This window comes from Candidatus Accumulibacter aalborgensis (assembly GCF_900089955.1).
GTDB lineage: Bacteria > Pseudomonadota > Gammaproteobacteria > Burkholderiales > Rhodocyclaceae > Accumulibacter > Accumulibacter aalborgensis.
Map to the genome: position 1 here is coordinate 14,628 of NZ_FLQX01000112.1, position 23,475 is coordinate 38,102.

Here is a 23,475-nt window from a genome sequence, read left to right on the forward strand (position 1 = left end):
CGGCGATGATGGATCTCCTGGGCGCTGCGCGTGCCACCGCCGGCACGCTTGTCGGCGAGAACGTGACCTTCTGCGGTGTGTCGACCGACAGCCGGAGCATCGCCGCGGGCGAACTTTTCGTTGCCCTGCGCGGTGAGCATTACGATGGTCACGCGTACGTCGCAACGGCCGCGCAGCGCGGGGCGGCGGCTGCCATAGTGGCTGTCGACGCCGCCAAAGGTCTGCAGTCGCTCAAGCTGCCGCTCGTTCAGGTGGCCGAAACGCGACTGTCGCTGGGTGCTCTGGCTGCCGACTGGCGCAGCCGCTTCACGCTGCCGCTGATCGCCGTCACCGGCAGCAATGGCAAGACGACGACCAAGGAGATGATCGCCAGCATCCTCAAGGCGGCCTTTGGTGATGCCGTACTGGCGACGCAGGGCAACTACAACAACGACATCGGTCTGCCGCTCACCCTGCTCAGGCTGAATGCGAGCCATCGCGCGGCGATCATCGAGCTGGGCATGAATCATCCGGGCGAAATCGCCTATCTGGCCGGCATCGGCCGCCCGACAGTGGCTCTGGTGACCAATGCCCAGCGCGCGCATCTGGCCGGGATGGGATCTCTGGCCGCGATTGCTGCCGAGAAAGGCAGCATTTATTCGGGCCTTGATGAAATGGGCGTCGCCGTGGTCAACGCCGATGACCCCTGGTCCGAGCTGTGGCGTGGTCAGAGTCGAGGCCTCGGGGTGATGACTTTCGGCATCGACAGCGCAGCCGATGTCAGCGCAAGCTTCCATCTGCACGGCCTGGAAAGCCATCTTTGCATCTGCGCGCCGACCGGCCAGGTCGAAGTCGTTCTGGCGCTGCCTGGCGAGCACAATGCACGCAATGCGCTGGCCGCTGCCACCGCGTGTCTGGCGGCCGGCGTCTCGCTTGACGCCGTGCAGGCTGGCCTGCAGACTTTTCGCGGCCTCAAGGGCCGTCTGCAGCGACGGGCTGCTGTGCATGGCGCGCTGTTGCTTGATGACACCTACAATGCCAACCCGGATTCGGTGCGCGCCGGCATCGACGTGCTTGCGGCGCAGGTCGGCAGGACCGTGCTGGTTCTCGGTGACATGGGCGAGATCGGCGAGATGAGCGCCCAGTTTCACGACGAAATCGGAGGTTACGCCAAAAGCCAGGGAATCGATCGGCTGTTGGCGCTGGGCGAAGCCAGTGCGCTGGCGGTCCACAACTTCGGTGCCGGCGGCGAGCATTTCACGGCTATCGACCCGTTGATCGAGGCTTTGATGGCCGAGCTGACACCGGAGACGACCGTCCTCGTCAAGGGATCGCGCTTCATGCGCATGGAGCGCGTGAGCGATGCGGTGAGCATTGCATCGGCACGAGGAGGCAAGTGATGCTGCTGCTGCTGGCACAATGGTTGGCGCAAGAGGTGCGCGCTTTCAATGTTTTCAGTTACATCACCTTGCGCACGGTGCTGGCGGCGATGACCGCGCTGATCATTTCCTTCATTGCCGGTCCGCGCCTCATCCGCTGGCTGGCGGCCAAGAAGATCGGTCAGGCTGTGCGCCACGATGGCCCGGAAACGCATCTCATCAAGTCCGGAACACCGACCATGGGCGGCGCACTGATCCTGATCGCGATCATCATCACCACGCTTCTGTGGGGGGATCTCAGCAACCGCTACGTATGGATCGTGCTGATGGTCACTGTCGGCTTCGGTGGCATCGGCTGGTACGACGACTGGCAGAAAGTCGTCCATCGTGATCCGAAAGGCCTGCCGGCGCGCTGGAAGTATTTCTGGCAATCGGCGATCGGCCTGGCGGTGGCACTCTACCTCGGCCTGACGGCGAGCGGCCCGGCGCAACTGGAGTTGATCGTTCCCTTTTTCAAGACCGTCTCGTATCCACTGGGGATCATCGGTTTCATCGTCCTGAGCTATCTGGTCGTCGTCGGTACCAGCAATGCCGTCAACCTGACCGACGGCCTCGACGGACTGGCGATCATGCCGACGGTGATGATCGCTGCTGCTCTGGCCATCTTCGCCTACGTGGCCGGCAATTCGGTCTATGCCAAATACCTGTTTCTGCCCTACATCCCGGGAGCGGGCGAGCTGGCTATTTTCCTCGGTGCGATGGCCGGCGCCGGGCTCGGCTTCCTGTGGTTCAATGCCTACCCGGCCGAAGTCTTCATGGGCGACGTCGGCGCCCTCGCCTTGGGCGCAGCGCTTGGCACGGTGGCCATCATCGTTCGTCAGGAAATCGTCCTGGCGATCATGGGCGGCATCTTTGTCGCCGAAACGCTGTCGGTTGCGGCGCAGGTCCTGTACTACAAGTTCACCGGCGGCCGGCGGATTTTTCGCATGGCACCGCTGCATCACCATTTCGAGCTGGGCGGCTGGAAGGAAACCCAGGTCGTCGTCCGCTTCTGGATCATCACCATCATGCTGGTGCTGGTCGGTTTGTCCACCTTGAAGCTGCGCTGACATGGACCTCGACGGCAAGTTGACTCTCGTCATCGGCCTCGGCGAAACCGGGCTGGCCATCGCCAGGTGGTTGGCCCGGCAGGGTGCTCGCGTACGTGTCGCCGATAGCCGCAGCGCTCCACCGCAGGTCGACGCGCTGCGTGCCGCCGTACCCGAGGCGGTTCTTTTCGCCGGTCCGTTTACCGCCGAGGCTTTCGCCGGCGTTGAACTGATCGCCATTTCTCCCGGTGTGCCGGTCCGCCAAGCGCTGGTTCAGGAGGCCGTGGCGCGGGCGGTGCCCGTGCTTTCCGAGATCGAACTGTTTGCCTGGGGAGTCCGTCGCTTGACGCCGCAAGCGCAGGTCATCGCGATTACCGGCAGCAATGGCAAGACCACCACCACCGCGCTGGCCGGCGCCCTGTGCCGTGCCGCGGGCCGCCGGACAGCGGTTGCCGGCAATATCGGCCCGGCGGCGCTCGCCGCTCTGATGGACGCCATCGATCACCAGGATCTGCCGGATCTGTGGGTGCTCGAACTGTCGAGTTTCCAGCTCGAAACGACGCATACCCTGGCTGCCGATGCCGCTACCCTGCTCAACGTCAGCGAAGATCATCTCGATCGCTATGACGGCTTCGACGATTACACGGCGAACAAGCTGCGGGTTTTCCAGGGCCAAGGGGTCATGGTCCTTAATCGCGACGACGATCGCAGCCTGGCGGCAGCGCGCAGCGATCGCCAGGTGGTGACTTTCGGCCTCGATCGGCCGCCGCGTCAGTGCGACTATGGGCTCGATGACGGCTGGCTGGTGCGCGGCAGCGAGCCACTCATCGCGCTCAGCGAGTTGAAGCTGGTCGGCAACCATAACGCCGCCAATGCGCTGGCCGCGCTGGCCCTGTGCGAGGCGGTCGGCATCGACCCGCAAGCCGTGCTGCCGGCTCTGGCAGCGTTCAAGGGTCTTGCGCACCGGGTCGAGTGGGTCGCCGAGATCGACGGTGTCGGCTACTTCGACGACTCGAAAGGAACCAATGTCGGCGCCACGCTGGCGGCGCTGCAGGGCCTGGGTCGGCCGGTGGCGATCATCCTTGGCGGTGACGGCAAGGGGCAGGACTTCTCGCCTCTCCGGCCGGCGATTGACGTGCATGCGCGTGCCGTGGCGCTGATCGGACGCGATGCTCCGCTGCTTGGCGCGGCGCTGGCCGGCTCCAAGGTCCCGCTGCGCGCTTGCAGCGAGATGGCCGAAGCGGTTCGCTGGTGCGCCGCCCAGGTCCGGCGAGGCGACGCTGTGCTGCTCTCGCCGGCCTGCGCCAGCATCGATATGTATCGTGACTACGCGCAGCGGGCCGAGGCCTTTGTCGATGCCGTTCGTCGGATAGAAAGAGAGGCCGCCTGATGTGGCACGCACTCGAGGCGCCGCGCCGCATGCCTTCGGAAATCGATCTGGCGCTCCTGTGGAGTACGCTGATGCTTTTGCTGATCGGCATGGTGATGGTCTACTCGGCGTCGATGGCGACCGCCGAGGCCGGGCGCATGACTGGCAACCAGCCGGCCTATTTCCTCTTTCGCCATGCCATTTTCCTGACCATCGGGCTGGTTGCCGCTGCGGTGGCGTTTCAGGTGCCAATGTCGACCTGGCAGCAATGGTCGCCGTGGCTGTTCGTCGCCGGCTTCGTGCTTCTGGCACTGGTGCTGATCCCCGGTGTCGGTCGCGATGTCAATGGCGCTCGCCGCTGGCTGCCGCTGGGGATCGTCAATCTGCAGCCGTCCGAGTTGATGAAGCTGTTTGCCGTCCTCTACGCCGCTGACTACACGACGCGCAAGATGGCACACATGCATGACCTGAAGAAAGCCTTCCTGCCGCTGGCCAGCGCGATGGTGGCGGTGGGAATTCTGTTGCTCAAGGAGCCGGACTTCGGTGCCTTCGTGGTGATCATTTCGGTTGCCATGGGAATTCTCTTCCTTGGCGGCATGCGGGCGCGTCTGTTCGTCATCCTGATCCTGGTGCTGGCGGCGGCCTTCGCCGCACTGATCATTTTTTCTCCTTACCGGCGTGATCGCATCTTTGGTTTCATGGATCCCTGGGCCGACGCCTATGGTCGTGGCTATCAGCTCTCGCATGCGCTGATCGCTTTCGGACGCGGTGAATTGCTCGGTGTCGGTCTTGGCGCGAGCGTCGAGAAGCTGTTTTATCTGCCGGAAGCGCATACCGACTTCCTGCTCGCCGTGATTGCCGAAGAGCTCGGTTTTGCCGGCGTTCTGGTCGTCATCCTCTTGTTCGCCCTGCTGATTCAGCGCGCATTTGCCATTGGTCGGCAGGCCGTCGCCCTCGACCGTCTCTATTCGGCTCTGGTGGCGCAGGGCATAGGTCTCTGGCTGGGAGTGCAGAGTTTCATCAACATGGGTGTGAACACCGGGCTGCTGCCGACCAAGGGACTGACGCTGCCGCTGATGAGCTTTGGTGGCTCGGGAATCCTGGCCAATTGCATTGCGGTTGCGGTATTGCTCAGAATCGATTGGGAAAATCGCCAGTTGATGCGGGGAGCGAAAGTATGAGCCCGCGCAGAATTCAGCCACCGGCGCGGTCGGCTGGGGTCGGCTCATGAGCAAGACACTCCTGGTCATGGCCGGAGGGACCGGCGGACACGTCTTTCCTGGTCTGGCCGTGGCCGACCTGCTCAGAAGTCGCGACTGGAGAGTGGTCTGGATGGGCGCGCCTGACGGGATGGAAGCGAAGCTCGTGCCGGCACGTGGCTACGAAATGGCCTGGGTACGTTTTGCCGCGTTGCGTGGCAAAGGCCTGCTGCGCAAATTGCTGCTTCCGTGCCGCCTGTTTGCCGCCTGCTGGCAGGCACGGCGCGAAATTCGCCGGGTCAGACCCGACGTCGTTCTCGGCATGGGGGGCTATGTCAGTTTCCCCGGCGGCCTGATGGCCGCGCTGCTCGGCTGCCCGCTGTTGATCCACGAACAGAATTCGATTGCCGGCCTGGCCAACCGGGTGCTTGCCCGATTTGCCGATCGGGTCGCCTGTGGCTTTCCGGACGCCTTGCCGAAAGGCATCTGGGTTGGCAATCCCTTGCGTGCGGAGATGACCCGTGTCGAGGCGCCTGCAGAGCGCCTCGCCGATCGCCAGGGGCCAGTTCATTTGCTGGTCCTCGGCGGTAGTCAGGGGGCCACGGCGCTCAACGAGATCGTTCCCCTGGGGCTGGCCCTGATCGCTCCCGAAGAGCGGCCGCTGGTCGTACATCAGGCGGGTGAAAGGCATCTCTCGCAGCTCAGGCAGAACTATGAAGCGGCCGGCGTGCACGCGCACTGCGCTGCCTTCATCGAAGACATGGCGGGTGCCTACGAGTGGGCTGATTTGGTCATTTGCCGCGCCGGCGCATTGACCATCGCCGAGTTGGCGGCAACCGGCGTGGCGAGCATCCTGGTTCCTTTTCCCCACGCCGTCGACGACCATCAGACGGCCAACGCCGGTTTCCTGTCACAGGCTGGCGCGGCCGTCCTCCTGCCGCAAGCGGAAATGACCCCGGAGGCGATCGGCCGACTGCGCGACTACCCACGCGGTCAGCTCCGGACAATGTCCGAAAAGGCCCGCGCACTGGCCAGGCCGGAAGCGACGGCGGCAGTGGCACGGATGTGCGAGGAGATTGCGAAGTGAAACACAAAGTCAGGAGCATTCATTTCGTCGGCATCGGCGGCGCCGGCATGAGCGGCATCGCCGAGGTGCTGGCCAACCTCGGCTTCACGGTGAGCGGGTCGGATCTGGCCGACAACTCGACCACCCGGCGTCTCGCCGGGCTCGGTGTGCGCACCGTGATCGGCCATGCCGCGGCGAACGTCAGTGGTGCTGATGCGCTGGTCGTGTCCTCGGCGGTCAGCGCGGATAATCCCGAAGTCGTCGAAGCGCGTAGTCGCAAGGTGCCGGTGGTGCCGCGCGCGCAGATGCTGGCCGAGTTGATGCGCCTCAAGCAGGGAGTCGCCGTGGCTGGCACGCACGGCAAGACGACGACCACCAGCCTGATCGCTTCGATTCTCGCCGAGGGCGGCATGGACCCGACCTTCGTCATCGGTGGCCGGCTCAACGCCGCTGGTGCCAACGCCCGCCTGGGCTCCGGTGACTTCCTGGTGGCCGAGGCCGACGAGTCCGATGCGTCCTTCCTCTTCCTCTCGCCGGTAATCTCGGTGGTCACCAACATAGACGCTGACCACATGGAGACCTACGGCCATGATTTCAGCCGGCTCAAGCAGGCCTTCGTCGATTTCCTGCAACGCCTGCCCTTCTATGGCGTCGCCGTGCTCTGTGCGGACGACGCCAACGTCCGTGAAATCATGCCGCGGGTGAGCAAGCAGGTGGTCACCTACGGTCTCGACCGATCGGCCAACTGCTATGCCGAAAACCTGACTGCTGACGCCGGCCGGATGCACTTCGATTGCGTTCGGGTCAACGGCGGTGTCAGCCGCCTGCCGGTCACCCTTAACCTGCCGGGAGGGCATAATGTCCTCAACGCCCTGGCCGCGATCGCGGTCGCCAGTGAGGTCGGCGTGGCCGACGAAGCCATCCTGAAAGCGCTGACCGACTTCCGTGGCGTCGGTCGACGCTTTCAGCGCTATGGCGAACTTGGCCTGGTCAACGGCGGTCGCTTCACCCTGGTCGATGACTACGGTCATCACCCGGTCGAGATGAGCGCGACTCTCAGTGCAGCGCGCGGCGCTTTTCCCGGCCGCCGTTTGCTGCTCGCCTTCCAGCCGCATCGCTACACGCGCACGCGCGACCATTTCGAGGACTTCGTCAAGGTGTTGAGTGGCGTTGATGTGCTGCTCCTGACCGAGGTATATGCCGCCAGCGAACAATCTATCGTCGCCGCCGACGGTCGCGCGCTGGCGCGTGCCTTGCGGGTCGCCGGCAAGGTGGAGCCGATCTTCGTTGAGAGCGTCGGCGACTTGCCGCAAGCGATCCTCGACGTCGTCCGCGATGGCGATGTGGTGATCACCATGGGTGCCGGGTCGATCGGCAGTGTTCCCGGCAAACTCATGGCCGGCTACGAGGCCGGGACGGAGCGATGAAGGTCATGGAATTCGGCAAGGTCGCGGTACTCTTCGGCGGTCGTTCGGCCGAACGCGAGGTCTCACTGAACAGCGGTTCGCGTGTTCTGGCGGCCCTGCGACGCCGGGGTGTCGACGCCCACGCGTTTGACCCGGCGGAGCGCAAGCTCGATGAGCTGACCGGCTTCGATCGTGCGTTCATCGCTCTGCATGGGCGCTATGGCGAGGACGGGACCATTCAGGGCGTGCTCGAACTGATGGGCATTCCGTATACCGGCAGTGGGGTGATGGCTTCTGCTCTGGGAATGGACAAGTGGCGCACCAAGTTGCTTTGGCGTGCCGCTGGGGTGCCGGTACCGGAATACGTGCTGCTCGATGCGGCCACTGACCTGGCCAGTGTCGAGGCGGCGCTCGGGCTGCCGCTGTTCGTCAAGCCCGCCTGCGAGGGGTCTTCGATCGGCATCACGAAAGTCAAGCAGGCGGGCGAGCTTGGCGCAGCGCACGCTGAAGCGGCCAGGCACGATTCGCTGGTCATCGCCGAGCGCGCGATTCTCGGCGGCGAATACACCGTCGCCATCCTCGGTGACCAGGCTCTGCCGATCATCAGGATCGAGCCGAGCACTGAATTCTATGATTACGAAGCCAAGTACCTCCGCGACGACACCGCCTACCGCTGTCCGTGCGGCCTGTCGGAAGAGCGGGAAGACGAACTTCGCCAGCAGGCGCTTGATGCTTTCCGCGTCCTCGGTGGTCGCGGCTGGGGACGGGTCGATTTCCTGGTCGATTGGCCCGCTGCGGGTGGTGGCACAAGCCAGGCCTACTTTCTGGAGGTGAATACCTCGCCGGGAATGACCGACCACTCGCTCGTGCCAATGGCCGCGCGCGCGGCGGGAATCACTTATGACGAGCTGGTCGTCCGCGTGCTGGCTCTCGCGGCCCTGGGATGAACGATGTGGCACAAACCGCACCTGATGACCGCCGTTGCCGACCTGCTCTTCCTGGCGGCTGGCGCTGCGCTCCTGGTGGCGGCGATTGTCTGGGGATCACCTCGCTTGCGCCTGTTTCCACTGAGCGAAGTGCTCGTCACGCACGAGTTGCAGGAGATTCGATACAGCCAGGTGGACGAATCGCTGTCCGACTTGCTGCACGGCAATTTTTTCACCGTCAATCCGGAAGCCTTGCGTCTGGCGCTGGAGCAGTTGCCCTGGGTACGGCGAGCCGAAGTGTGGCGCAAATGGCCGTCACGCATCGAAGTACGCATCGAGGAGCAGCAGGCGGCTGCACATTGGGGCGATGGGCAGGGCGAGCTGGTCAATACTTACGGCGAAGTCTTTTCTGCCGATCTGTCTCGGGAGCAGCAACTACCCTGGCTCAGCGGACCGGCAGGGTCGTCGAACGAGGTTCTGCGTCGTTACAAGGAGTTCGCGGAACTGTTGCAGCCGCTCGACCGGCTGCCCGCGCAGGTGGCGCTGTCGCCGCGCCTGGCCTGGCTGCTGAGGCTGGAGGATGGAATGCTGGTTGAACTGGGTCGCGAGCAGGCAAAAGCGCCGATCCGTGTACGCTTGCAGCGCTTCGTTGACTACTACCCGACGCTGTCGGATGGCCGTCATGCGCGGCCGATGGCGGTAGACATGCGGTATCCCAACGGTTTCGCACTGCGCTTTCCGCCCAGTGCGGTTCAAGAAGTCAAAGGAAAGAAATGAGCAGGGATGGCAAGGATCTGATCGTCGGACTCGACATCGGCACGTCGAAGATTGTGGCGCTGGTCGCCGAACTCACTCCCGAAGGGCGAGTTAATGTCATCGGCATGGGTTCGCAGGAATCGAAAGGTCTGAAGAAGGGCGTGGTGGTCAACATCGAGGAGACCGTCGCGACCATCTCGCGGGTGCTGCAGGAAGTCGAGCTGATGGCTGACTGCAAGGTCAGGGATGTCTATACCGGCATCGCTGGCAGCCACATCAGGAGCTTCAACTCGAACGGAATGGTGGCCATCAAGGACAAGGAAGTCACTCCGATGGACGTCGAAAGGGTGATCGAAACGGCACGCGCGATGCCGATTCCGGCCGACCAGGAGATCCTGCACATCCTGACGCAGGAATTCATCATCGACGATCAGGACGGCATCCGCGAGCCCATCGGCATGAGCGGCTTTCGTCTCGAGGTAAAGGTGCACATCGTGACCGGGGCGGTGTCGGCGGCACAGAACATCGTCAAATGCGTGCGTCGTTGTGGTCTGGAGGTGAATGACCTGGTCCTGCAGCCGCTCGCTTCGAGCCGCGCCGTCCTCTCCGAGGATGAAAAAGACTTGGGCATCTGCCTGATCGACATCGGTGGCGGGACCACCGATCTGGCCGTCTGGACGCAAGGTGCGATCCGCTACACCTCGGTGATTCCGATTGCCGGTGATCAGATCACCAACGACATCGCGATGGCTCTACGCACGCCGACGCGCGAGGCGGAAGACATCAAGCGCACCTATGGCTGCGCGCTGGCCCACCTGGCCGACCCGGAAGCGGTGCTCGATGTGGCTGGTGTTGATGACCGGCCTTCGCGCAAGCTGTCGCGTCGGGCGCTGGCGGACGTGATTCAGCCACGCGTCGAGGAACTCTTCGAACTGATCCAGGCGGAGCTCCGCCGTTCGGGATTCGAGGATGTGCTGTCGTCCGGCATCGTGCTCACCGGCGGCGCTTCGGTGATGCCGGGGATGATCGAGCTTGGCGAGGAGATCTTTCATATGCCGGTCCGCCTGGGTGTTCCGAAGTACCAGGGCGCGCTGGCCGACGTGGTCCAGAGTCCGCGCTTTGCGACCGCCTGCGGTTTGCTGCTTGAAGCGCAGACGCAGCGCAAGCGCGGCTTGAAGGTGCGGGAAACGCGAGATGTGAAACAGGTGTTCGGGCGCATGAAGTCCTGGTTCGAGAAGAACTTCTGATCACGCCTTGGGTGGGCAGGCCCAATTTTTTGCCAGTGGCTGGAATTTTTTTGCAGAGGAAGAGACAATGTTCGAAATTATCGACAAGGAAGAGGGAACCACTGATATGGATACGGTGATCAAGGTGATCGGGATCGGTGGCGCCGGCGGTAACGCCGTCGATCACATGATCCGGGAGGGCGTCAATGGGGTCGACTTCATTACCGCCAATACGGATTCCCAGGCGTTGGGCCGCAGTATCGCGCTGCAGAAGCTGCAGCTTGGCAAGAGCGGCCTCGGTGCCGGCGCCAAGCCAGAGGCGGGGCGCAGCGCAGCCATGGAAGAGCGAGAAGCGATCGCCGAATCGCTCAAGGGCGCGCACATGGTCTTCATCACCGCGGGCATGGGCGGCGGTACGGGTACCGGCGCCGCGCCGATTGTTGCCGAGGTGGCGCGAGAACTCGGCGTGCTGACGGTCGCCGTGGTCACCAAGCCGTTTGGCTTCGAGGGCAAGCGCCTGAAAGTCGCGGAAGTCGGCATCAGCGAACTGCAGAAGCATGTCGATTCGCTGATCGTCATCCTCAATGACCGCCTGATGGACGTTCTCGGCGACGACGTTTCCATGGACGAGGCGTTCAAGGCCGCCGACAACGTCTTGCGCAACGCGGTTGGCGGTATCGCCGAGATCATCAACTTTCCGGGACTGGTCAACGTCGACTTCGAGGATGTGCGGACGGTGATGGGTGAGATGGGAATGGCGATGATGGGTTCGGCGAACGCCGCCGGCGTCGACCGGGCACGGATTGCAGCCGAACGCGCCGTCGCCTCACCGCTCCTCGAGGGGATCAACCTTTCGGGTGCCAAGGGCGTACTGGTCAACATCACTGCCACTCGTTCCCTGAAGATGAAGGAGGTGAATGAGGTGATGAATACGGTCCGCGCCTTTGCCGCTGACGACGCGCATATCATCTTCGGCGCCGTCTATGATGAGAGCATGGCAGAGGACATTCGGGTGACGGTGGTGGCCACCGGTCTCGGTCAGGCGCAAGCCAAGCGACAGAACTTCGAGGTGATCAACAACTCGCTCCACCAGGCCACCGGAACGGACAGCCGTTTTCCGCACGCTCAGAATATCGACTACTCGAGCCTCGACCAGGTTCCGGCGATTGTTCGCAAGGGACGCAGCGCAACGGTCGAAGCGTTGGCCAATAGCGGCGTCGATCGTTACGACATTCCGGCATTTCTGAGAAAGCAGGCCGACTAGCGGCCACTGCGCTGTGGGAATTGGCGGGTCAGAGCTCGGCCGGCCTGTGCTAGAATTCGCCAATTCCGCCGTTTTTTCAAACGCTCATGACTCGTCGAGACATCCCCGATGAACAACGTCATGACCGTTTCCCTCACTCCCGACCCCTCTCCTGTTTACGGCAGAGGGGAGATTCGTGAGTCGCGCAAGCGACTTTCACGGTACACATGTTAAAGCAGAGAACACTCAAGTCCATAGTCCGTGCCGCTGGCGTCGGTCTCCATTCCGGCGGCAAGGTAAGCATCAGCTTGCGCCCGGCGGCGCCCGGAACGGGCGTCGTTTTCAGGCGTATCGATCTCGACCCGGTGGTCGATCTGCCGGCCTCGGCCCGACTCGTCGGCGACACGCGCATGTGCTCGTGCCTCGAGCATGACGGTGCCAAGGTGGGCACCATCGAACACCTGATGTCGGCCTTCGCCGGACTGGGAATCGACAACGCTTTCGTCGATCTGGATGCCGCCGAATTGCCGATTCTCGACGGATCTGCTTCGCCTTTCGTCTTCCTGATTCAGTCTGCCGGCATCGAAGAACAGCCGGTGGCCAAGAAGTTCATTCGCGTCAAGCGCCGCATCGAAGTCCAGGAAAAAGACGCGTCCGGCGACAAATGGGCGCGCCTCGATCCTTGCGATGGTTTTCGCCTGTCGTTCTCCATCGGTTTCAACCATCCCGCCATCGATCGCACGGGTCAGTCAGTGACGATCGATTTTGCCGAGCACTCTTACGTTCGTGAGGTGGCACGCGCGCGCACTTTTGGCTTCATGCACGAAGTCGAATGGTTGCACGAGAACGGCCTCGCCCAGGGCGGCGGGCTGGACAACGCCGTCGTGCTCGATGAGTACCGCGTGTTGAACGCGGATGGCCTGCGTTACAGCGATGAGTTCGTCAAGCACAAGGTACTAGACGCCATCGGCGACCTCTATCTCCTCGGACACCCGTTGCTGGCCTCGTTCGCCGCCCACAAATCGGGGCATGCGCTCAACAACGCACTGGCCCGGGCACTTCTAGCCAGCCCCGATGCCTGGGAATATGTCACTTTCGAGGACTATCAGTTGGCGCCGCAGTCAATTGTTCGCTGGCTGGCGTTGCCAGCCTTCTGACCCATGTGGTTTCTGCGCTTGCTGGCGGTCCTGACGGCCATCGCCGTCGCCGGTGGCGTGGCCGCTTTCCTGCTGACCAGGGACTTGCGCTATCTGCGCTTTTCCTGGCAACTGTTTCGCTATGCGCTGATCGTCGCCCTGCTGGTTTTCGCGCTGCTGATCATCGAGCGGGTGGCCGTCATTCCTCTCTAGCCGAACGGGCCAGCAGATTGTCGAGCGCTTGACGCAAGGGGGATGCCGGCAGCGAATCGCTCAAGGCGGCCAATTCCCGGCTCGTTCTGACGCTCAACGGTTTCAGCGCCGGCACCCTGGCCTGCTCGGGGGGCTGCCGTGCGTGCACCTTGATCTGGATGCCGCTACACTCGATTCCCCGCCGCGATATTTCGTCGACCAGCGTTGGTGCCATCTGGCGCAGTTTGGTCGCGATCGCGCCACTGCTGGCGTGAATGACGACAATCCCCGACTTGTAGTTCGCCAGGCTGCTTGCCTGACCCAGATGCCGTGGCGCGATCTCTTCATAGAGGCGTGCGAGTCTGGCCAGTAATGTCGCGTGTGCCAGCACCTTGCCGGCGCCGTCGGCCGTTTGGAGATAAGTCTGGAGCAAGTCGGGCATCGGAAAGTTCAAGCGCTAGCAACGCTCGTAAACCACGAAATCAAAAGCCGGCCGGCCGCCGCCCGTATCCTTGTCCGCTGCGCCGCACTGGCCAGCGCGACGCGACACTTCTCGCCACTCGCCAAGCGGATAATCCGGAAAGAAAGCGTCCGCCGGACGGATATCTGCGATCTCGGTCAGATACAGGCGCGTCGCCAGCGGCAGCGTGTGTCGGTAGAGTTCCTGACCACCGATGATGCACACCTCACCGACATCGCCGGCCAGACGAATCGCCTCCTCGATCGAGCGGGCCACCGTCGCTCCGCGCGCCAGGTAGGCCGGATTACGGCTGAGCACGATGTTGTGTCGTTCGGGCAACGGGCGAAAAGCTGCCGGTAACGACTCCCAGGTCTTGCGGCCCATGATTACCGTCTTGCCGCGCGTCGTTGCGCGAAAGTGCTTCATGTCTTCCGGCAGGCGCCAGAGCAGTTGCTGGTCGTTGCCGATGGCGCGGTTTGCGGCAACAGCGGCGATCAGGGAAATCATCGGCATCGCCTTAGACGGCGACCGGCGCAGCGATGTGGGGGTGCGGAGCGTAGTCTTCGAGGCTGAAGTCGTCAAAACGGAAGGCGAACAGATCGCGAATCTCGGGGTTGATCCGCATGTTTGGCAAGGCGCGTGTCTCGCGGGTCAATTGCAGCCGTGCCTGTTGGCAATGATTGCTGTACAGGTGCGCATCGCCAAAGGTATGCACGAAGTCGCCAGGCTGGTAGCCGCAGACCTGCGCCAGCATGAGCGTGAGGAGCGCGTACGAGGCGATGTTGAAGGGTACGCCAAGAAAGATGTCGGCGCTGCGCTGGTACAACTGGCAGGAAAGCTTCGGGCGTGGATCGGCGTCGTCGGGCTGCGTCGGAGCAACGTAGAACTGGAACAAAGCGTGGCAGGGAGGCAGCGCCATACGTTCGACATCGCCTGGATTCCAGGCGGTGACCAGGTGGCGGCGCGAGTCGGGATTGCTCTTCAGGCTGTCCACGAGCTGGACGATCTGGTCTATCTCGCGCCCATCCGAGGTCTTCCAGTGACGCCACTGCTGGCCATAGACCGGGCCGAGATCGCCATTCTGGTCGGCCCACTCATCCCAGATGCGGACGCCGTTTTCCTGCAGATAACCGACATTGGTTTCGCCCTGCAGGAACCACAACAATTCGTGAATGATGGAACGTAAGTGCAGCTTCTTCGTCGTCAGCACGGGAAAGCCGGCACCGAGATCGAAACGCATTTGCCAGCCGAAGACCGATCGGGTGCCGGTCCCTGTACGGTCTGCCTTGACGGTGCCATGTTCGAGGACATGGCGCATCAGTTCAAGATACTGCTGCATGCCTGTTGCCTGTCGATCTGCCAAACGCGATTGTAGCTTACAATTCAGTCTGCAATTCGCACCCTTCCCTTGGCGGTCCGTGACCTGACTGGCGGCAAATGATCCGCAAATTGTTTACCCGACGTTCCGAGCATCCGCTGGCTGACGGCAAGGAGTTGGCGCGGATTCTCGCCGAGTTGCGTGTCGAGACGCCGGCCAAGGCTGTCGAGGAGGTGATGAGCTGGTTCGAGTCGCTGCAACATGGCGACGATTTCCGCGTGCTCCAGTATTTCCAGCTACTCCGCCAGCTTGATGAGGCGGCGCAGCCACACCTGCGCCGCCTGGCGCGCGACTATCTGAATTCCGGAGGCGGATCGGCGCTCGTCGAGCAACGGCTGTGGACCGCGAGTCACGCCTATTGGGCGGCGGTTGCTGCGCAATACGCGACATGCATCGAACGGGCCCGGCTTGACGCCAAGGGCAGCGACGCGTTCAAAGCGCTGTTGCCATTGGCTGTCGCGCGCGTTCAGGCGGCGCGTTGCAGGCAATTGAAGTGGCAGGCGTATCGCTACGGACCCATTGACGATTTTCTGTGGAAGGAACTTGCCACCACCTATCTGGCGGCTGAAGCCGCGGGACACGCGCAGCAGCCGATGCAGCTTTATCCCGCCCAGAAAGCGCTGACCAGCGTCGCGCAGCAGTACCTGCACGCCAACGTGTTCTTTTCGTCTTCGATGGATAGCCTGACGCCGCTACAGATCGAGCTGGCAGACCGATTGATCGCCTATTTCCTCCCTGGCTTCGTCTTTTCCGTGGACTGCCGACCGGATAGTGTCTATTGGCTCGATGCAGCCAGCGGCTCGGCCCCGGTGCGACTGGCCCGTCATCCCGGAGCAAAGAGGCCAGGCTTGCGCTTCCTCTCGCCGGGAACGGCTCGCCAGGCCCTTGACGAGTTGATTCACCTGGTCGAACGCGGCGACGTTCCCGACGACCTCAACCTGGGTGGGCAGTATCCGCAACGGGTGTTGGTGCCGGTACTGTACCATCTGCGCGCCCACTGGGCGGTGCGTCCACCGCAGCGGCGGCATCAACGCCATGTGGTCAAGACGCGAATGAACGTGCTGCACGGCTTCGAGCAGAGTCATGCGGTGTTCTCCGGCAGCCGACCGCCTTGGGCGGCGGAGTCGGGCAGCGAAACCTGGCTGGTCGAGAATGTCAGTCTTGGCGGCTTCCGTGCGCTCTTCGACGACTCCTCCGCTCAGACGCTCAAGCTCGGCGAGTTGCTCTGCATGCAGCCCGAGGGTGGGGACAACTGGTTGCTCGGTGCGTCAAGGCGCGTCAACAGGCTGGCGGGCGAACGCGCCAGCCTGGGCATCCAGGTACTATCAAGGCGCGCGCGGAGCATCGACCTGCGGCCACGCCAGAGTGGCTTCTCGGCGGCGGTGCGCATTCCCGGCATCTGGTTGCATGACAGCGGCGAGCCTGGCGTATTGCGCATCGTACTGCTGACAGGCGGCTTCAATGTGCAGGTGCCCGTGGAGTTCAGCGACGATGGTCAACGGCATCTGCTGACGCCGCTTGAACTGGAGGAGAGTGGTGGCGACTACGAAATTGGTCGCTTCCGCGACCAGGCAATCGCTTGAAGCGCGTTGCTAGCGAGTCCCTGCCTGTGATTTGCGCCGTTCCACTTCCGCCCAAAGCGCTTTGGCAAACGCTTTCCAGGCCGGGCCTCCGTGACATTCGATGCCGATACCCGCGCATTCCTCCATCGTCTTGAGCATGATGGCCGCCAGACCGAACAGGTCAACCTTGGCCATGAGCTGGTAGTCAAAAGGATTGGAAGCGGCAAGTTTGATGTCGGCAGCGGAGTGGTCGAGCGCTTCCACTGCCAGACCGCGCACCTGGACGTCGTCCTTCCAGTCGATGCCGAGAACAATCCCCTTTCGCTCAATTTCGAGTTCAATCGCCCTGGTGTCTGCAGCGTAATTCTCAAAGCCGGCCATCGTCTTCTCCTTACCTGGTGGTAGTCCTATCCCTCATTCTTCTTTGCTTTCGGCCTGAAAGCCTTGACCACCTGGTCAATGGTCGTGATGTACGGACCGCCGATCAGGTCGATGCAGTACGGGACGGCGGCGAAAATGCCGCTCACGACGACCGCGCCATCGGCACTCTTGACTCCCTCGAGCGTTTCCCTGATCGACTTCGGCTGCCCCGGCAGGTTGAGGATCAAGGCCCGGCCACGGACCACGCCGACCTGGCGCGAGAGGATGGCGGTCGGCACGAAGTTCAGGCCGATGCGGCGCATTTCCTCGCCGAAGCCCGGCAGCACCTTGTCGGCCACGGCCAGGGTCGCTTCCGGAGTGACGTCGCGCGGCGCCGGGCCGGTGCCGCCGGTGGTCAGCACCAGGTGACAATGGACCTCATCGACCAGTTCGATCAGCGTCCTTTCAATCGTCGCCCGGTCGTCGGCGATCAGGCGTTTTTCCGCTCGCCAGCGGCTGCTCAGCGCCTGGCCAAACCACTCTTCCAGCGCCGGGATTCCCTGGTCTTCATAAACGCCTTGCGCGGCGCGGTCGCTGATCGACAGCAGACCGATCAGCAGTTCTTCAGTGTTCGTCATCTTGCTCCCTGTCGGCGGCGGCGTCAGTCGTCTGGAGTTCCTTGAGGGTCTGGAAGAGCGCGCGATAGCTGCGTGGGGGCTTGCCCTTCTCCTGCTCGAGCAGAGCGGATCGGCGCAGCGAACTCAGATGCTGCAGGTCGATCGACGGAAACGCGTTGGCAATCCGGTAGAGCACCTTTTCGTCGGCCAACAACTCGGCACGCAGACGTTCGACCCGGTGCAGCTTTGCGGTTTCCTCGACTGAATCGCCACGCACCACCGCCAGAGCCCGGCGGATCGGCTCGGCGTCCACATCGCGCATCAAGCGGCCGATATACTGCATCTGGCGCCGCCGCGCTTCGTCGTGCCGGGCCATGCGCTGCGCTTCCCGGACCGCTGCCCGCAGATCGTCCGGAAGGTCGATCTTCTTGACGCGATCGGCCGCCAGATCGACCAGTTCCTCGCCGAGCGCCTGAAGTTCTGCCATCGCCTTCTTGCGCTGCGTCTTCGAGGGCGGCGCTGGTTCTTCTTCGGGGATGCTCATCGGCTTGCGATTATCCTTTCGCTTCGGCAGGAGGAACAGGAAGACGGTGAAATGCCGGCAGAGAAGCCTGCCGGGGAACTGCTATGATAGCGGCTTTTGATTCCGGCCACTGCCCTCATGTCCCGTCCAGCCACCCCTGCCGCTTCTGAATCTCGCTTCAGCCACCGTTTCGAGGCTTTGCAGCAACTCGCACGCGACGTTCTGGCTTACGCCGAAAAGCAGGGGGCGACCGCCTGCGAGGTCGACGTCTCGGATGGCTTCGGCCAATCGGTGACCGTTCGCTGCGGCGAGGTCGAAACCATCGAATACAACCGCGACAAGGCGATTGCGGTGACCATCTACCTCGACCGGCGCAAGGGTCAGGCGAGCACCTCCGACTTCTCTCCGACGGCCCTGCGCGAGACCGTCGACGCGGCCGTAAACATTGCCCGCTTTACCGCCGCCGACCCCTGTGCGGGCTTGCCGGAAGCCGGCTTGCTGGCCATCGACAGCGGGGGTCTGCCAGACCTCGACCTGTACCATCCCTGGCTGCTTTCGGTCGAAGGGGCCGTCGACCTGGCGCGGCGTTGCGAACAGGCGGCCTTTGCTGTCAGCTCGCAGATCAGCAATTCCGAAGGCGCGACGGTATCGATCCAGGAAGGGCAGTTTGTCTCGGCCAACAGCCTGGGTTTCATGGGCGGCTACCCGACCTCGCGCCACTACCTGTCGTGCTCGGTGATTGCCGGCCAGAGTGAAAACATGCAGCGCGACGAATGGTATTCGATCGCCCGCGCTCAGGAGGCGATCGCCTCGCCCGAATCGATCGGCGAATGCGCCGCGCAGCGCGCCCTGGCGCGACTTGGCGCGCGCAAGGTAAAGACCTGCCGGGTCCCGGTGCTGTTCGAGGCACCGCTCGCCCCGTCGCTGATTGGCAACTTTGTCCATGCCGTCAGCGGCGGCAGCCTGTACCGCAAGACATCCTTCCTGGTCGATAGTCTCGGCAAGCGCGTTTTCTCGAAAAAGGTACGCATCAGCGAGCGGCCGCATTTGCCGCGTTCCCTGGCGAGCACCTATTTCGATAGCGACGGGGTGGCCACACACGACCGCGAGGTGGTTAGCGACGGGCGCTTGCAGGGCTACTTCCTGAGCGCCTACACGGCGCGGAAACTCGGCATGCAGACCACCGGTAACGCCGGCGGCTGTCACAATCTCATCGTCCATCCCGGCAAGCGTGACTTTCCTGGCCTGCTCAAAAAGATGGGGCGCGGCTTGCTGGTCACCGAGTTGCTTGGCCATGGCGTCAACTACGTCACCGGCGACTACTCGCGTGGGGCGGCCGGCTACTGGATCGAAGGCGGCGAGATCGCCCATCCGGTCGAAGAGATCACTATTGCCGGTAACCTGCGAGACATGTTCAGGAATGTGGCCGCGGTGGGCAACGACGTTCTCGTCCGAGGCTCGAAGCAGGTGGGGTCGCTGCTCATCGAAGAAATGAAAGTGGCTGGCGAGTAGCTTGCTGGTGTGAGTTCAGCGCCCCTTCCGGCTGTGGCCATAGAACCCGCCAATCGTTCATGCTTATGGCATTCGCTGTGATGGCCGGGCAACTCGCCGACAACAACCTGTAACTGGAGACCCACAGTGGAGAGACGTTCGTTTTTGAAGAATGCCGGCGTCGGCCTGGCGGCCGGTGCGGTGGCCATGCCGGCGATCGCCCAGAATGCGCCGACCATCAAGTGGCGCATGGCGTCGAGCTTCCCGAAGAGCCTCGACACGCTTTTCGGGGGTGCCGAATACATGGCCAGGCGCGTTGCCGAAGCCACCGGCGGCAAGTTCCATATTCAGGTCTTTGCCCCCGGCGAAATCGTTCCCGCTTCGGCGGTGTTCGATGCCGTGAAGGATGGCACCGTCGAAATGGGGCATACCTGTTCGTATTACTACTTCGGCAAGGACCCCACTTACGCCTTTGAAACTGCCGTTCCCTTCGGCATGACCAACCGCCAGATGGACGCGTGGTTTCGTTACGGGAATGGTTCCAGGCTGCTGGGCGAGTTGTTTGCCAAGTCCAATATCATGCTCATCCCGTTGGGCAATACCGGTACGCAAATGGGCGGCTGGTATCGCAAGGAAATCAAGACGGTCGCCGATCTGAAGGGTTTGAAGATTCGCATCAGCGGCTTTGCCGGTGCCGTGCTCAGCAAGCTGGGGGCCGTTCCACAGCAGATTGCCGGTAGCGACATCTATCCGGCACTGGAAAAGGGCACGATCGACGCAGCCGAGTTCGTCGGCCCGTACGATGACCAGAAGCTGGGTTTCAACAAGGTGGCCAAGTTCTATTACTATCCCGGCTGGTGGGAGGGCGGCCCGCAGGTGGCGGCTTATCTCAACAGCAAAAAATGGGCCGAACTGCCCAAGGAGTACCAGGCCATTCTCCAGCTCGCTTGCGCCGACGCGCACGTCGATATCATGGCCAAGTACGACGCCAAGAACCCGACGGCGCTCAAGCAACTGGTCGGCTCCGGAACGCAGTTGAAGCAGTTCCCGAAGGAAGTCATGGACGCTTCCTACAAGGCGGCGATGGAGCTGTACGCCGAGACTTCCGCCAAGAATCCCGAGTTCAAGAAGGTCTACGACGATTACAAGAAGTTCCAGGATGACCAGAACCTCTGGTTCCGCATTGCCGAAGGCGCTTACGCCAACTTCATGTACAGCAAACGATAGACGTTTTCTCGCAAGCTGATCGGTTCCTCCTCGTGCTGGGTACGAGGAGAAACCGGGAACCTCCGACTACTTGCTCTGATCCTCTTTCATCGCATCACGCACTGCCTGGCCGGCGGCATCTTCCGAGCCAGCCGGAGTCCCGTAATCGGAAGCCGGCATGTCGATCTGAACCGCATCGAGGTCGACCTTGACGTCCTTGTCGAGACCGAAGGTCACCAACTGCGGGAAAGAGATGAGCACGCCGATCATGATGATCTGGATGCCGACGAAGGGAATCGCTCCCCGGTAGATGTCCGTCGTTTTGACTGCCGCCGGGGCCACTGAACGCAGGTAGAAGAGCGCAAAACCAAAAGGTGGATGCATGAACGAGGTCTGCATGTTTACCGCCAGCAGGACGCCGAACCAGATCAGGTCGATTCCCAGAGACTGCGCCACCGGGCCGAGCAGTGGCACGACGATGAACGAGAGTTCGAAAAAGTCGAGGAAAAAGGCGAGCAGAAAGACCAGGACGTTGACCACCACCAGGAAACCGACCTCGCCCCCCGGCAGCCCGGTCAGCAGATGCTCGACCCAGCGGTGGCCGTCTACGCCATAGAAGGTGAGCGAGAAGACCCGTGCGCCGACCAGAATGAAGACCACGAAGGTGGTCAGCTTGGCGGTTGTGTCCATCGCCTGCTTGAGCAACTGCAGGGACAGCCGCCGGCGCGCCAGGGCCATCAAAAGGGCGCCGGTGGCGCCCATCGCACCTCCTTCGGTCGGCGTCGCGATACCGAGAAAGATCGTTCCGAGGACCAGGAAGATCAGCAACAGCGGCGGCACCAGAGTGGTCAGTACACGCAGCAGCAAGCTGCCGCCGCGCAGCGTGCGTGCGGCGAGCGGCAATGCTGGCACCCAGCGCGGTTTGAAGATCGCCACCAGCACCACATACGCGACGTAAAACCCGGTCAGTGTCAAGCCGGGGATGAAAGCGCCGGCATACAGGTCACCGACTGACTTGCCCAACTGGTCAGCCATGATGATCAGCACCAGCGACGGTGGAATGATCTGTGCCAGCGTGCCGGAGGCCGCGATGACGCCGGTCGCGAGTCTGGTGTCGTAACCGTAGCGCAGCATGATCGGCAAAGAGATCAGGCCCATCGAGATCACCGATGCGGCCACCACGCCGGTCGTCGCGGCGAGCAGAGCGCCGACGAAAATGACCGCAAAAGCCAGGCCGCCGCGCAGCGGTCCGAAAAGCTGGCCGATGGTTTCGAGCAGGTCCTCGGCCATGCCCGATCTTTCGAGGATCAGACCCATGAAAGTGAAGAAGGGGATGGCCAGCAGCGTGTCGTTGCTCATGATGCCGAAGATGCGATCCGGCAGTGCCTGGAACAATTGCGGGCCAAGCAGGCCGAGTTGAACTCCGATCAGGGCGAACAGGATGCCGTTGGCCGCCAGCGCGAAGGCGACCGGGAAACCGACCAACAGAAAGAGGATCATCGAGGCGAACATGATTGGCGCCAGGTTATTGATCATGAATTCGCCCATCACGGCTGTTTCTTCTGCGCCTCGATGGCCAGCGCCAGCTCGTCTTCAGGCCTTGGCCGATGCGCCTTCCCGGTCGGGTCCGGACAGCGGCCCTGGAGAAAACCGATGCGCTTGATCAGCTCTGAAATGGCCTGGATGATGAGCAGGAAGAAGCCGGTCGGCACCAGGAGCCGCACCGGCCAGACTACCAGGCCGCCGGCGTTGCTCGACTGTTCGTTGTCGGTCAGCGCGAGCAGAAAAATCGGCCACGACAGGACCAGCACGGCAATCGCCAACGGCAGCAGGAAGAAGACGATGCCGAAGATGTCGATCATGGCCTGCGCACGCTTCGAGAGACGGCCGGCAATCAGGTCGATGCGCACATGCTCGTTGCGCAGCAGCGTATAGCCGGCGCCGAGGAGGAAAATCGCCGAAAAGAGGTACCACTGTATCTCGAGCCAGGCGTTCGAGCTGTAGTTCAGGGTGTAGCGCATGACCGCGTTGCCGGCGCTGATCAGCGTAACGACCAGAACGAGCCAGATGATCGCCTTGCCGACACGCTCGGTGAGCGCGTCAATCAGTTGCGAGATCCTGAGTAGACCGTTCACCGGGTATCCCTCCACCGTTAGCCAACGCCAATTATAGGCAAAACGCGTAGGGCGCAATAACCAGCGGGCATTGCGCCGGAGGGAGGCGTGCAAACGCCTTACTGATTGGCCCAGCAAGCGTCATCGCCAGCGGCATAGGAGGCGGATAAATCGCGCCCGCGTCAAGTTCCGAGCAGGGTGGCGCCGAGCGCAGCGGCGGCGGTGCGCAAGTCCTGGTCAAGCGTCGCCAGAGGCAAGCCACGTCGCTGCGCCAGTTCGAGATAGGCGGCGTCATGGACAGTAAGCCGAAGGCGTGTTGCCAGTTGCAGCAAGCTGACGGTTTGATCGGCGTCGACCACCCACAGCGCCGGTCGGCCGTCGTGTTGGAAAATGGCCGTCAGGGGAACGCTCAGGCGAGAATTCCCTGCCGGGCGCAAGAAACGAGCCTTGGCCGTCATCCCGAGCAGGACCCTGGCATCGGGATGGCGAATCGACATGCGTGCCGCGTAGGTGCGGGTGACCGGGTCGGCCACCGCCGACAACTCGCGCAGCGTGCCGCGGTAACTGGCCTGCTGATCGGCCCACAGGGTCACTTCGGCCTCGCCGAGGGCGCGCACCTCGGGGATGGCGATCGCGACCTTGAGCGTGTCGGCGCGCGCCAGGCGCATCACGGTCTGTGCGGCTGCCACGACCTGCCCGACTTCGGCTGCCATCGAACTGACGAAGCCGGCCTGATCGCTGATCCTTACCCTCACCTGACTCCGTTGGCACTCAAGGGCGCTTGGGGGGGCGGCAGTGA

The 23,475-nt window shown here is 62.8% G+C and carries 23 protein-coding genes and 1 pseudogene; 15 read left to right on the forward strand and 9 right to left on the reverse strand.

Annotation, left to right across the window (positions count from 1 at the left end; all coding sequences use genetic code 11):
• Positions 1–5 precede the first annotated feature (5 nt).
• The 12 genes from ACCAA_RS11425 (at position 6) to ACCAA_RS11480 (ending at position 12,986) form a co-directional block, all read left to right on the forward strand.
• Positions 6–1,379, forward strand: coding sequence for a UDP-N-acetylmuramoyl-tripeptide--D-alanyl-D-alanine ligase (locus tag ACCAA_RS11425; RefSeq protein WP_186407401.1), 1,374 nt, complete (start codon positions 6–8; stop codon positions 1,377–1,379).
• Positions 1,379–2,467, forward strand: coding sequence for a phospho-N-acetylmuramoyl-pentapeptide-transferase (gene mraY, locus ACCAA_RS11430; RefSeq protein ID WP_186407379.1), 1,089 nt, complete (start codon positions 1,379–1,381; stop codon positions 2,465–2,467). Before ACCAA_RS11425 ends, mraY begins: the two co-directional genes overlap by 1 nt.
• Position 2,468: 1 nt before the next feature.
• Positions 2,469–3,836 carry a UDP-N-acetylmuramoyl-L-alanine--D-glutamate ligase gene (murD, locus tag ACCAA_RS11435; RefSeq protein WP_186407380.1) on the forward strand — a complete coding sequence of 456 codons (1,368 nt, stop codon included), beginning with the start codon at positions 2,469–2,471 and terminating at the stop codon, positions 3,834–3,836.
• Entirely contained in the window at positions 3,836–4,996 is a 1,161-nt protein-coding gene (ftsW, locus tag ACCAA_RS11440) for a putative lipid II flippase FtsW (protein ID WP_186407381.1), read from the forward strand. Before murD ends, ftsW begins: the two co-directional genes overlap by 1 nt.
• Before the next feature lie 46 nt (positions 4,997–5,042).
• A complete protein-coding gene (gene murG, locus ACCAA_RS11445; RefSeq protein ID WP_186407382.1) occupies positions 5,043–6,101 on the forward strand; it encodes an undecaprenyldiphospho-muramoylpentapeptide beta-N-acetylglucosaminyltransferase in 1,059 nt (352 codons plus the stop codon).
• Entirely contained in the window at positions 6,098–7,507 is a 1,410-nt protein-coding gene (gene murC, locus ACCAA_RS11450) for a UDP-N-acetylmuramate--L-alanine ligase (RefSeq protein ID WP_186407383.1), read from the forward strand. The genes murG and murC overlap by 4 nt, the downstream gene beginning before the upstream one ends.
• The gene (locus ACCAA_RS11455; protein WP_186407384.1) at positions 7,504–8,433 is read left to right on the forward strand and encodes a D-alanine--D-alanine ligase; all 930 of its coding nucleotides are present in this window, start codon (positions 7,504–7,506) and stop codon (positions 8,431–8,433) included. Before murC ends, ACCAA_RS11455 begins: the two co-directional genes overlap by 4 nt.
• Positions 8,434–8,436: 3 nt before the next feature.
• Positions 8,437–9,189, forward strand: a complete 753-nt coding sequence (locus tag ACCAA_RS11460) for a cell division protein FtsQ/DivIB (RefSeq protein ID WP_186407385.1) — start codon at positions 8,437–8,439, stop codon at positions 9,187–9,189.
• Entirely contained in the window at positions 9,186–10,415 is a 1,230-nt protein-coding gene (gene ftsA, locus ACCAA_RS11465) for a cell division protein FtsA (RefSeq protein ID WP_186407386.1), read from the forward strand. The genes ACCAA_RS11460 and ftsA overlap by 4 nt, the downstream gene beginning before the upstream one ends.
• 67 nt (positions 10,416–10,482) lie before the next feature.
• Positions 10,483–11,658, forward strand: coding sequence for a cell division protein FtsZ (gene ftsZ, locus ACCAA_RS11470; protein WP_186407387.1), 1,176 nt, complete (start codon positions 10,483–10,485; stop codon positions 11,656–11,658).
• A gap of 206 nt (positions 11,659–11,864) precedes the next feature.
• The gene (gene lpxC, locus ACCAA_RS11475; protein ID WP_186407388.1) at positions 11,865–12,794 is read left to right on the forward strand and encodes a UDP-3-O-acyl-N-acetylglucosamine deacetylase; all 930 of its coding nucleotides are present in this window, start codon (positions 11,865–11,867) and stop codon (positions 12,792–12,794) included.
• A gap of 3 nt (positions 12,795–12,797) precedes the next feature.
• A complete protein-coding gene (locus ACCAA_RS11480; protein ID WP_186407389.1) occupies positions 12,798–12,986 on the forward strand; it encodes a hypothetical protein in 189 nt (62 codons plus the stop codon).
• On the opposite strand, the gene ACCAA_RS11485 is transcribed toward ACCAA_RS11480, so the two are convergent.
• From ACCAA_RS11485 to ACCAA_RS11495, 3 genes are read right to left on the reverse strand one after another with little or no spacing between them, the layout of a single operon-like run.
• Positions 12,973–13,407: a DciA family protein gene (locus ACCAA_RS11485; protein ID WP_186407390.1), complete on the reverse strand. Its 435-nt coding sequence runs from the start codon at positions 13,405–13,407 to the stop codon at positions 12,973–12,975. The genes ACCAA_RS11480 and ACCAA_RS11485 overlap by 14 nt on opposite strands.
• A gap of 15 nt (positions 13,408–13,422) precedes the next feature.
• Positions 13,423–13,932, reverse strand: a complete 510-nt coding sequence (locus ACCAA_RS11490) for a dihydrofolate reductase (RefSeq protein ID WP_186407391.1) — start codon at positions 13,930–13,932, stop codon at positions 13,423–13,425.
• 10 nt (positions 13,933–13,942) lie between these two features.
• Positions 13,943–14,764: a thymidylate synthase gene (locus tag ACCAA_RS11495; protein WP_186407392.1), complete on the reverse strand. Its 822-nt coding sequence runs from the start codon at positions 14,762–14,764 to the stop codon at positions 13,943–13,945.
• Positions 14,765–14,862: 98 nt separating this feature from the next.
• On the opposite strand from ACCAA_RS11495, the gene ACCAA_RS11500 reads away from it, so the two are divergent.
• The gene (locus ACCAA_RS11500; RefSeq protein ID WP_186407393.1) at positions 14,863–16,386 is read left to right on the forward strand and encodes a hypothetical protein; all 1,524 of its coding nucleotides are present in this window, start codon (positions 14,863–14,865) and stop codon (positions 16,384–16,386) included.
• A gap of 9 nt (positions 16,387–16,395) precedes the next feature.
• Here the strand turns inward: ACCAA_RS11500 and ACCAA_RS11505 are convergent, their stop codons facing one another.
• From ACCAA_RS11505 to yjgA, 3 genes are read right to left on the reverse strand one after another with little or no spacing between them, the layout of a single operon-like run.
• A complete protein-coding gene (locus ACCAA_RS11505) occupies positions 16,396–16,746 on the reverse strand; it encodes a hypothetical protein (protein ID WP_186407394.1) in 351 nt (116 codons plus the stop codon).
• Between the two features lie 26 nt (positions 16,747–16,772).
• Positions 16,773–17,363 (reverse strand): molybdopterin adenylyltransferase, encoded by a 591-nt coding sequence (gene mog / locus ACCAA_RS11510; RefSeq protein ID WP_186407395.1) that lies wholly within the window; start codon positions 17,361–17,363, stop codon positions 16,773–16,775.
• Positions 17,350–17,886, reverse strand: a complete 537-nt coding sequence (yjgA, locus tag ACCAA_RS11515) for a ribosome biogenesis factor YjgA (protein ID WP_186407396.1) — start codon at positions 17,884–17,886, stop codon at positions 17,350–17,352. Before yjgA ends, mog begins: the two co-directional genes overlap by 14 nt.
• Before the next feature lie 117 nt (positions 17,887–18,003).
• On the opposite strand from yjgA, the gene pmbA reads away from it, so the two are divergent.
• Both pmbA and ACCAA_RS11525 read left to right on the forward strand, forming a co-directional pair.
• Entirely contained in the window at positions 18,004–19,377 is a 1,374-nt protein-coding gene (pmbA, locus tag ACCAA_RS11520) for a metalloprotease PmbA (RefSeq protein WP_186407397.1), read from the forward strand.
• Positions 19,378–19,503: 126 nt separating this feature from the next.
• Positions 19,504–20,583, forward strand: a complete 1,080-nt coding sequence (locus tag ACCAA_RS11525; RefSeq protein ID WP_186407398.1) for a TRAP transporter substrate-binding protein — start codon at positions 19,504–19,506, stop codon at positions 20,581–20,583.
• Positions 20,584–20,649: 66 nt separating this feature from the next.
• On the opposite strand, the gene ACCAA_RS11530 is transcribed toward ACCAA_RS11525, so the two are convergent.
• From ACCAA_RS11530 to ACCAA_RS11540, 3 genes and pseudogenes are all read right to left on the reverse strand, one after another.
• Complete coding sequence (locus tag ACCAA_RS11530; RefSeq protein WP_186407402.1) at positions 20,650–22,110, reverse strand: TRAP transporter large permease; 1,461 nt, start codon at positions 22,108–22,110, stop codon at positions 20,650–20,652.
• Positions 22,110–22,697, reverse strand: a complete 588-nt coding sequence (locus ACCAA_RS11535) for a TRAP transporter small permease subunit (protein ID WP_186407399.1) — start codon at positions 22,695–22,697, stop codon at positions 22,110–22,112. Before ACCAA_RS11535 ends, ACCAA_RS11530 begins: the two co-directional genes overlap by 1 nt.
• A gap of 161 nt (positions 22,698–22,858) precedes the next feature.
• Positions 22,859–23,475: pseudogene (locus ACCAA_RS11540) on the reverse strand (efflux RND transporter periplasmic adaptor subunit); the annotation flags it as partial.

Coding starts and splice junctions, on each gene's coding strand:
- ACCAA_RS11425 (WP_186407401.1), top strand. CDS start 6: ATGATGGATCTCCTGGGCGCTGCGCGTGCCACCGCCGGCACGCTTGTC.
- mraY (WP_186407379.1), top strand. CDS start 1,379: ATGCTGCTGCTGCTGGCACAATGGTTGGCGCAAGAGGTGCGCGCTTTC.
- murD (WP_186407380.1), top strand. CDS start 2,469: ATGGACCTCGACGGCAAGTTGACTCTCGTCATCGGCCTCGGCGAAACC.
- ftsW (WP_186407381.1), top strand. CDS start 3,836: ATGTGGCACGCACTCGAGGCGCCGCGCCGCATGCCTTCGGAAATCGAT.
- murG (WP_186407382.1), top strand. CDS start 5,043: ATGAGCAAGACACTCCTGGTCATGGCCGGAGGGACCGGCGGACACGTC.
- ACCAA_RS11455 (WP_186407384.1), top strand. CDS start 7,504: ATGAAGGTCATGGAATTCGGCAAGGTCGCGGTACTCTTCGGCGGTCGT.
- ACCAA_RS11460 (WP_186407385.1), top strand. CDS start 8,437: ATGTGGCACAAACCGCACCTGATGACCGCCGTTGCCGACCTGCTCTTC.
- ftsA (WP_186407386.1), top strand. CDS start 9,186: ATGAGCAGGGATGGCAAGGATCTGATCGTCGGACTCGACATCGGCACG.
- ftsZ (WP_186407387.1), top strand. CDS start 10,483: ATGTTCGAAATTATCGACAAGGAAGAGGGAACCACTGATATGGATACG.
- lpxC (WP_186407388.1), top strand. CDS start 11,865: ATGTTAAAGCAGAGAACACTCAAGTCCATAGTCCGTGCCGCTGGCGTC.
- ACCAA_RS11480 (WP_186407389.1), top strand. CDS start 12,798: ATGTGGTTTCTGCGCTTGCTGGCGGTCCTGACGGCCATCGCCGTCGCC.
- ACCAA_RS11485 (WP_186407390.1), bottom strand. CDS start 13,407: ATGCCCGACTTGCTCCAGACTTATCTCCAAACGGCCGACGGCGCCGGC.
- ACCAA_RS11490 (WP_186407391.1), bottom strand. CDS start 13,932: ATGATTTCCCTGATCGCCGCTGTTGCCGCAAACCGCGCCATCGGCAAC.
- ACCAA_RS11495 (WP_186407392.1), bottom strand. CDS start 14,764: ATGCAGCAGTATCTTGAACTGATGCGCCATGTCCTCGAACATGGCACC.
- ACCAA_RS11500 (WP_186407393.1), top strand. CDS start 14,863: ATGATCCGCAAATTGTTTACCCGACGTTCCGAGCATCCGCTGGCTGAC.
- ACCAA_RS11505 (WP_186407394.1), bottom strand. CDS start 16,746: ATGGCCGGCTTTGAGAATTACGCTGCAGACACCAGGGCGATTGAACTC.
- mog (WP_186407395.1), bottom strand. CDS start 17,363: ATGACGAACACTGAAGAACTGCTGATCGGTCTGCTGTCGATCAGCGAC.
- yjgA (WP_186407396.1), bottom strand. CDS start 17,886: ATGAGCATCCCCGAAGAAGAACCAGCGCCGCCCTCGAAGACGCAGCGC.
- pmbA (WP_186407397.1), top strand. CDS start 18,004: ATGTCCCGTCCAGCCACCCCTGCCGCTTCTGAATCTCGCTTCAGCCAC.
- ACCAA_RS11530 (WP_186407402.1), bottom strand. CDS start 22,110: ATGGGCGAATTCATGATCAATAACCTGGCGCCAATCATGTTCGCCTCG.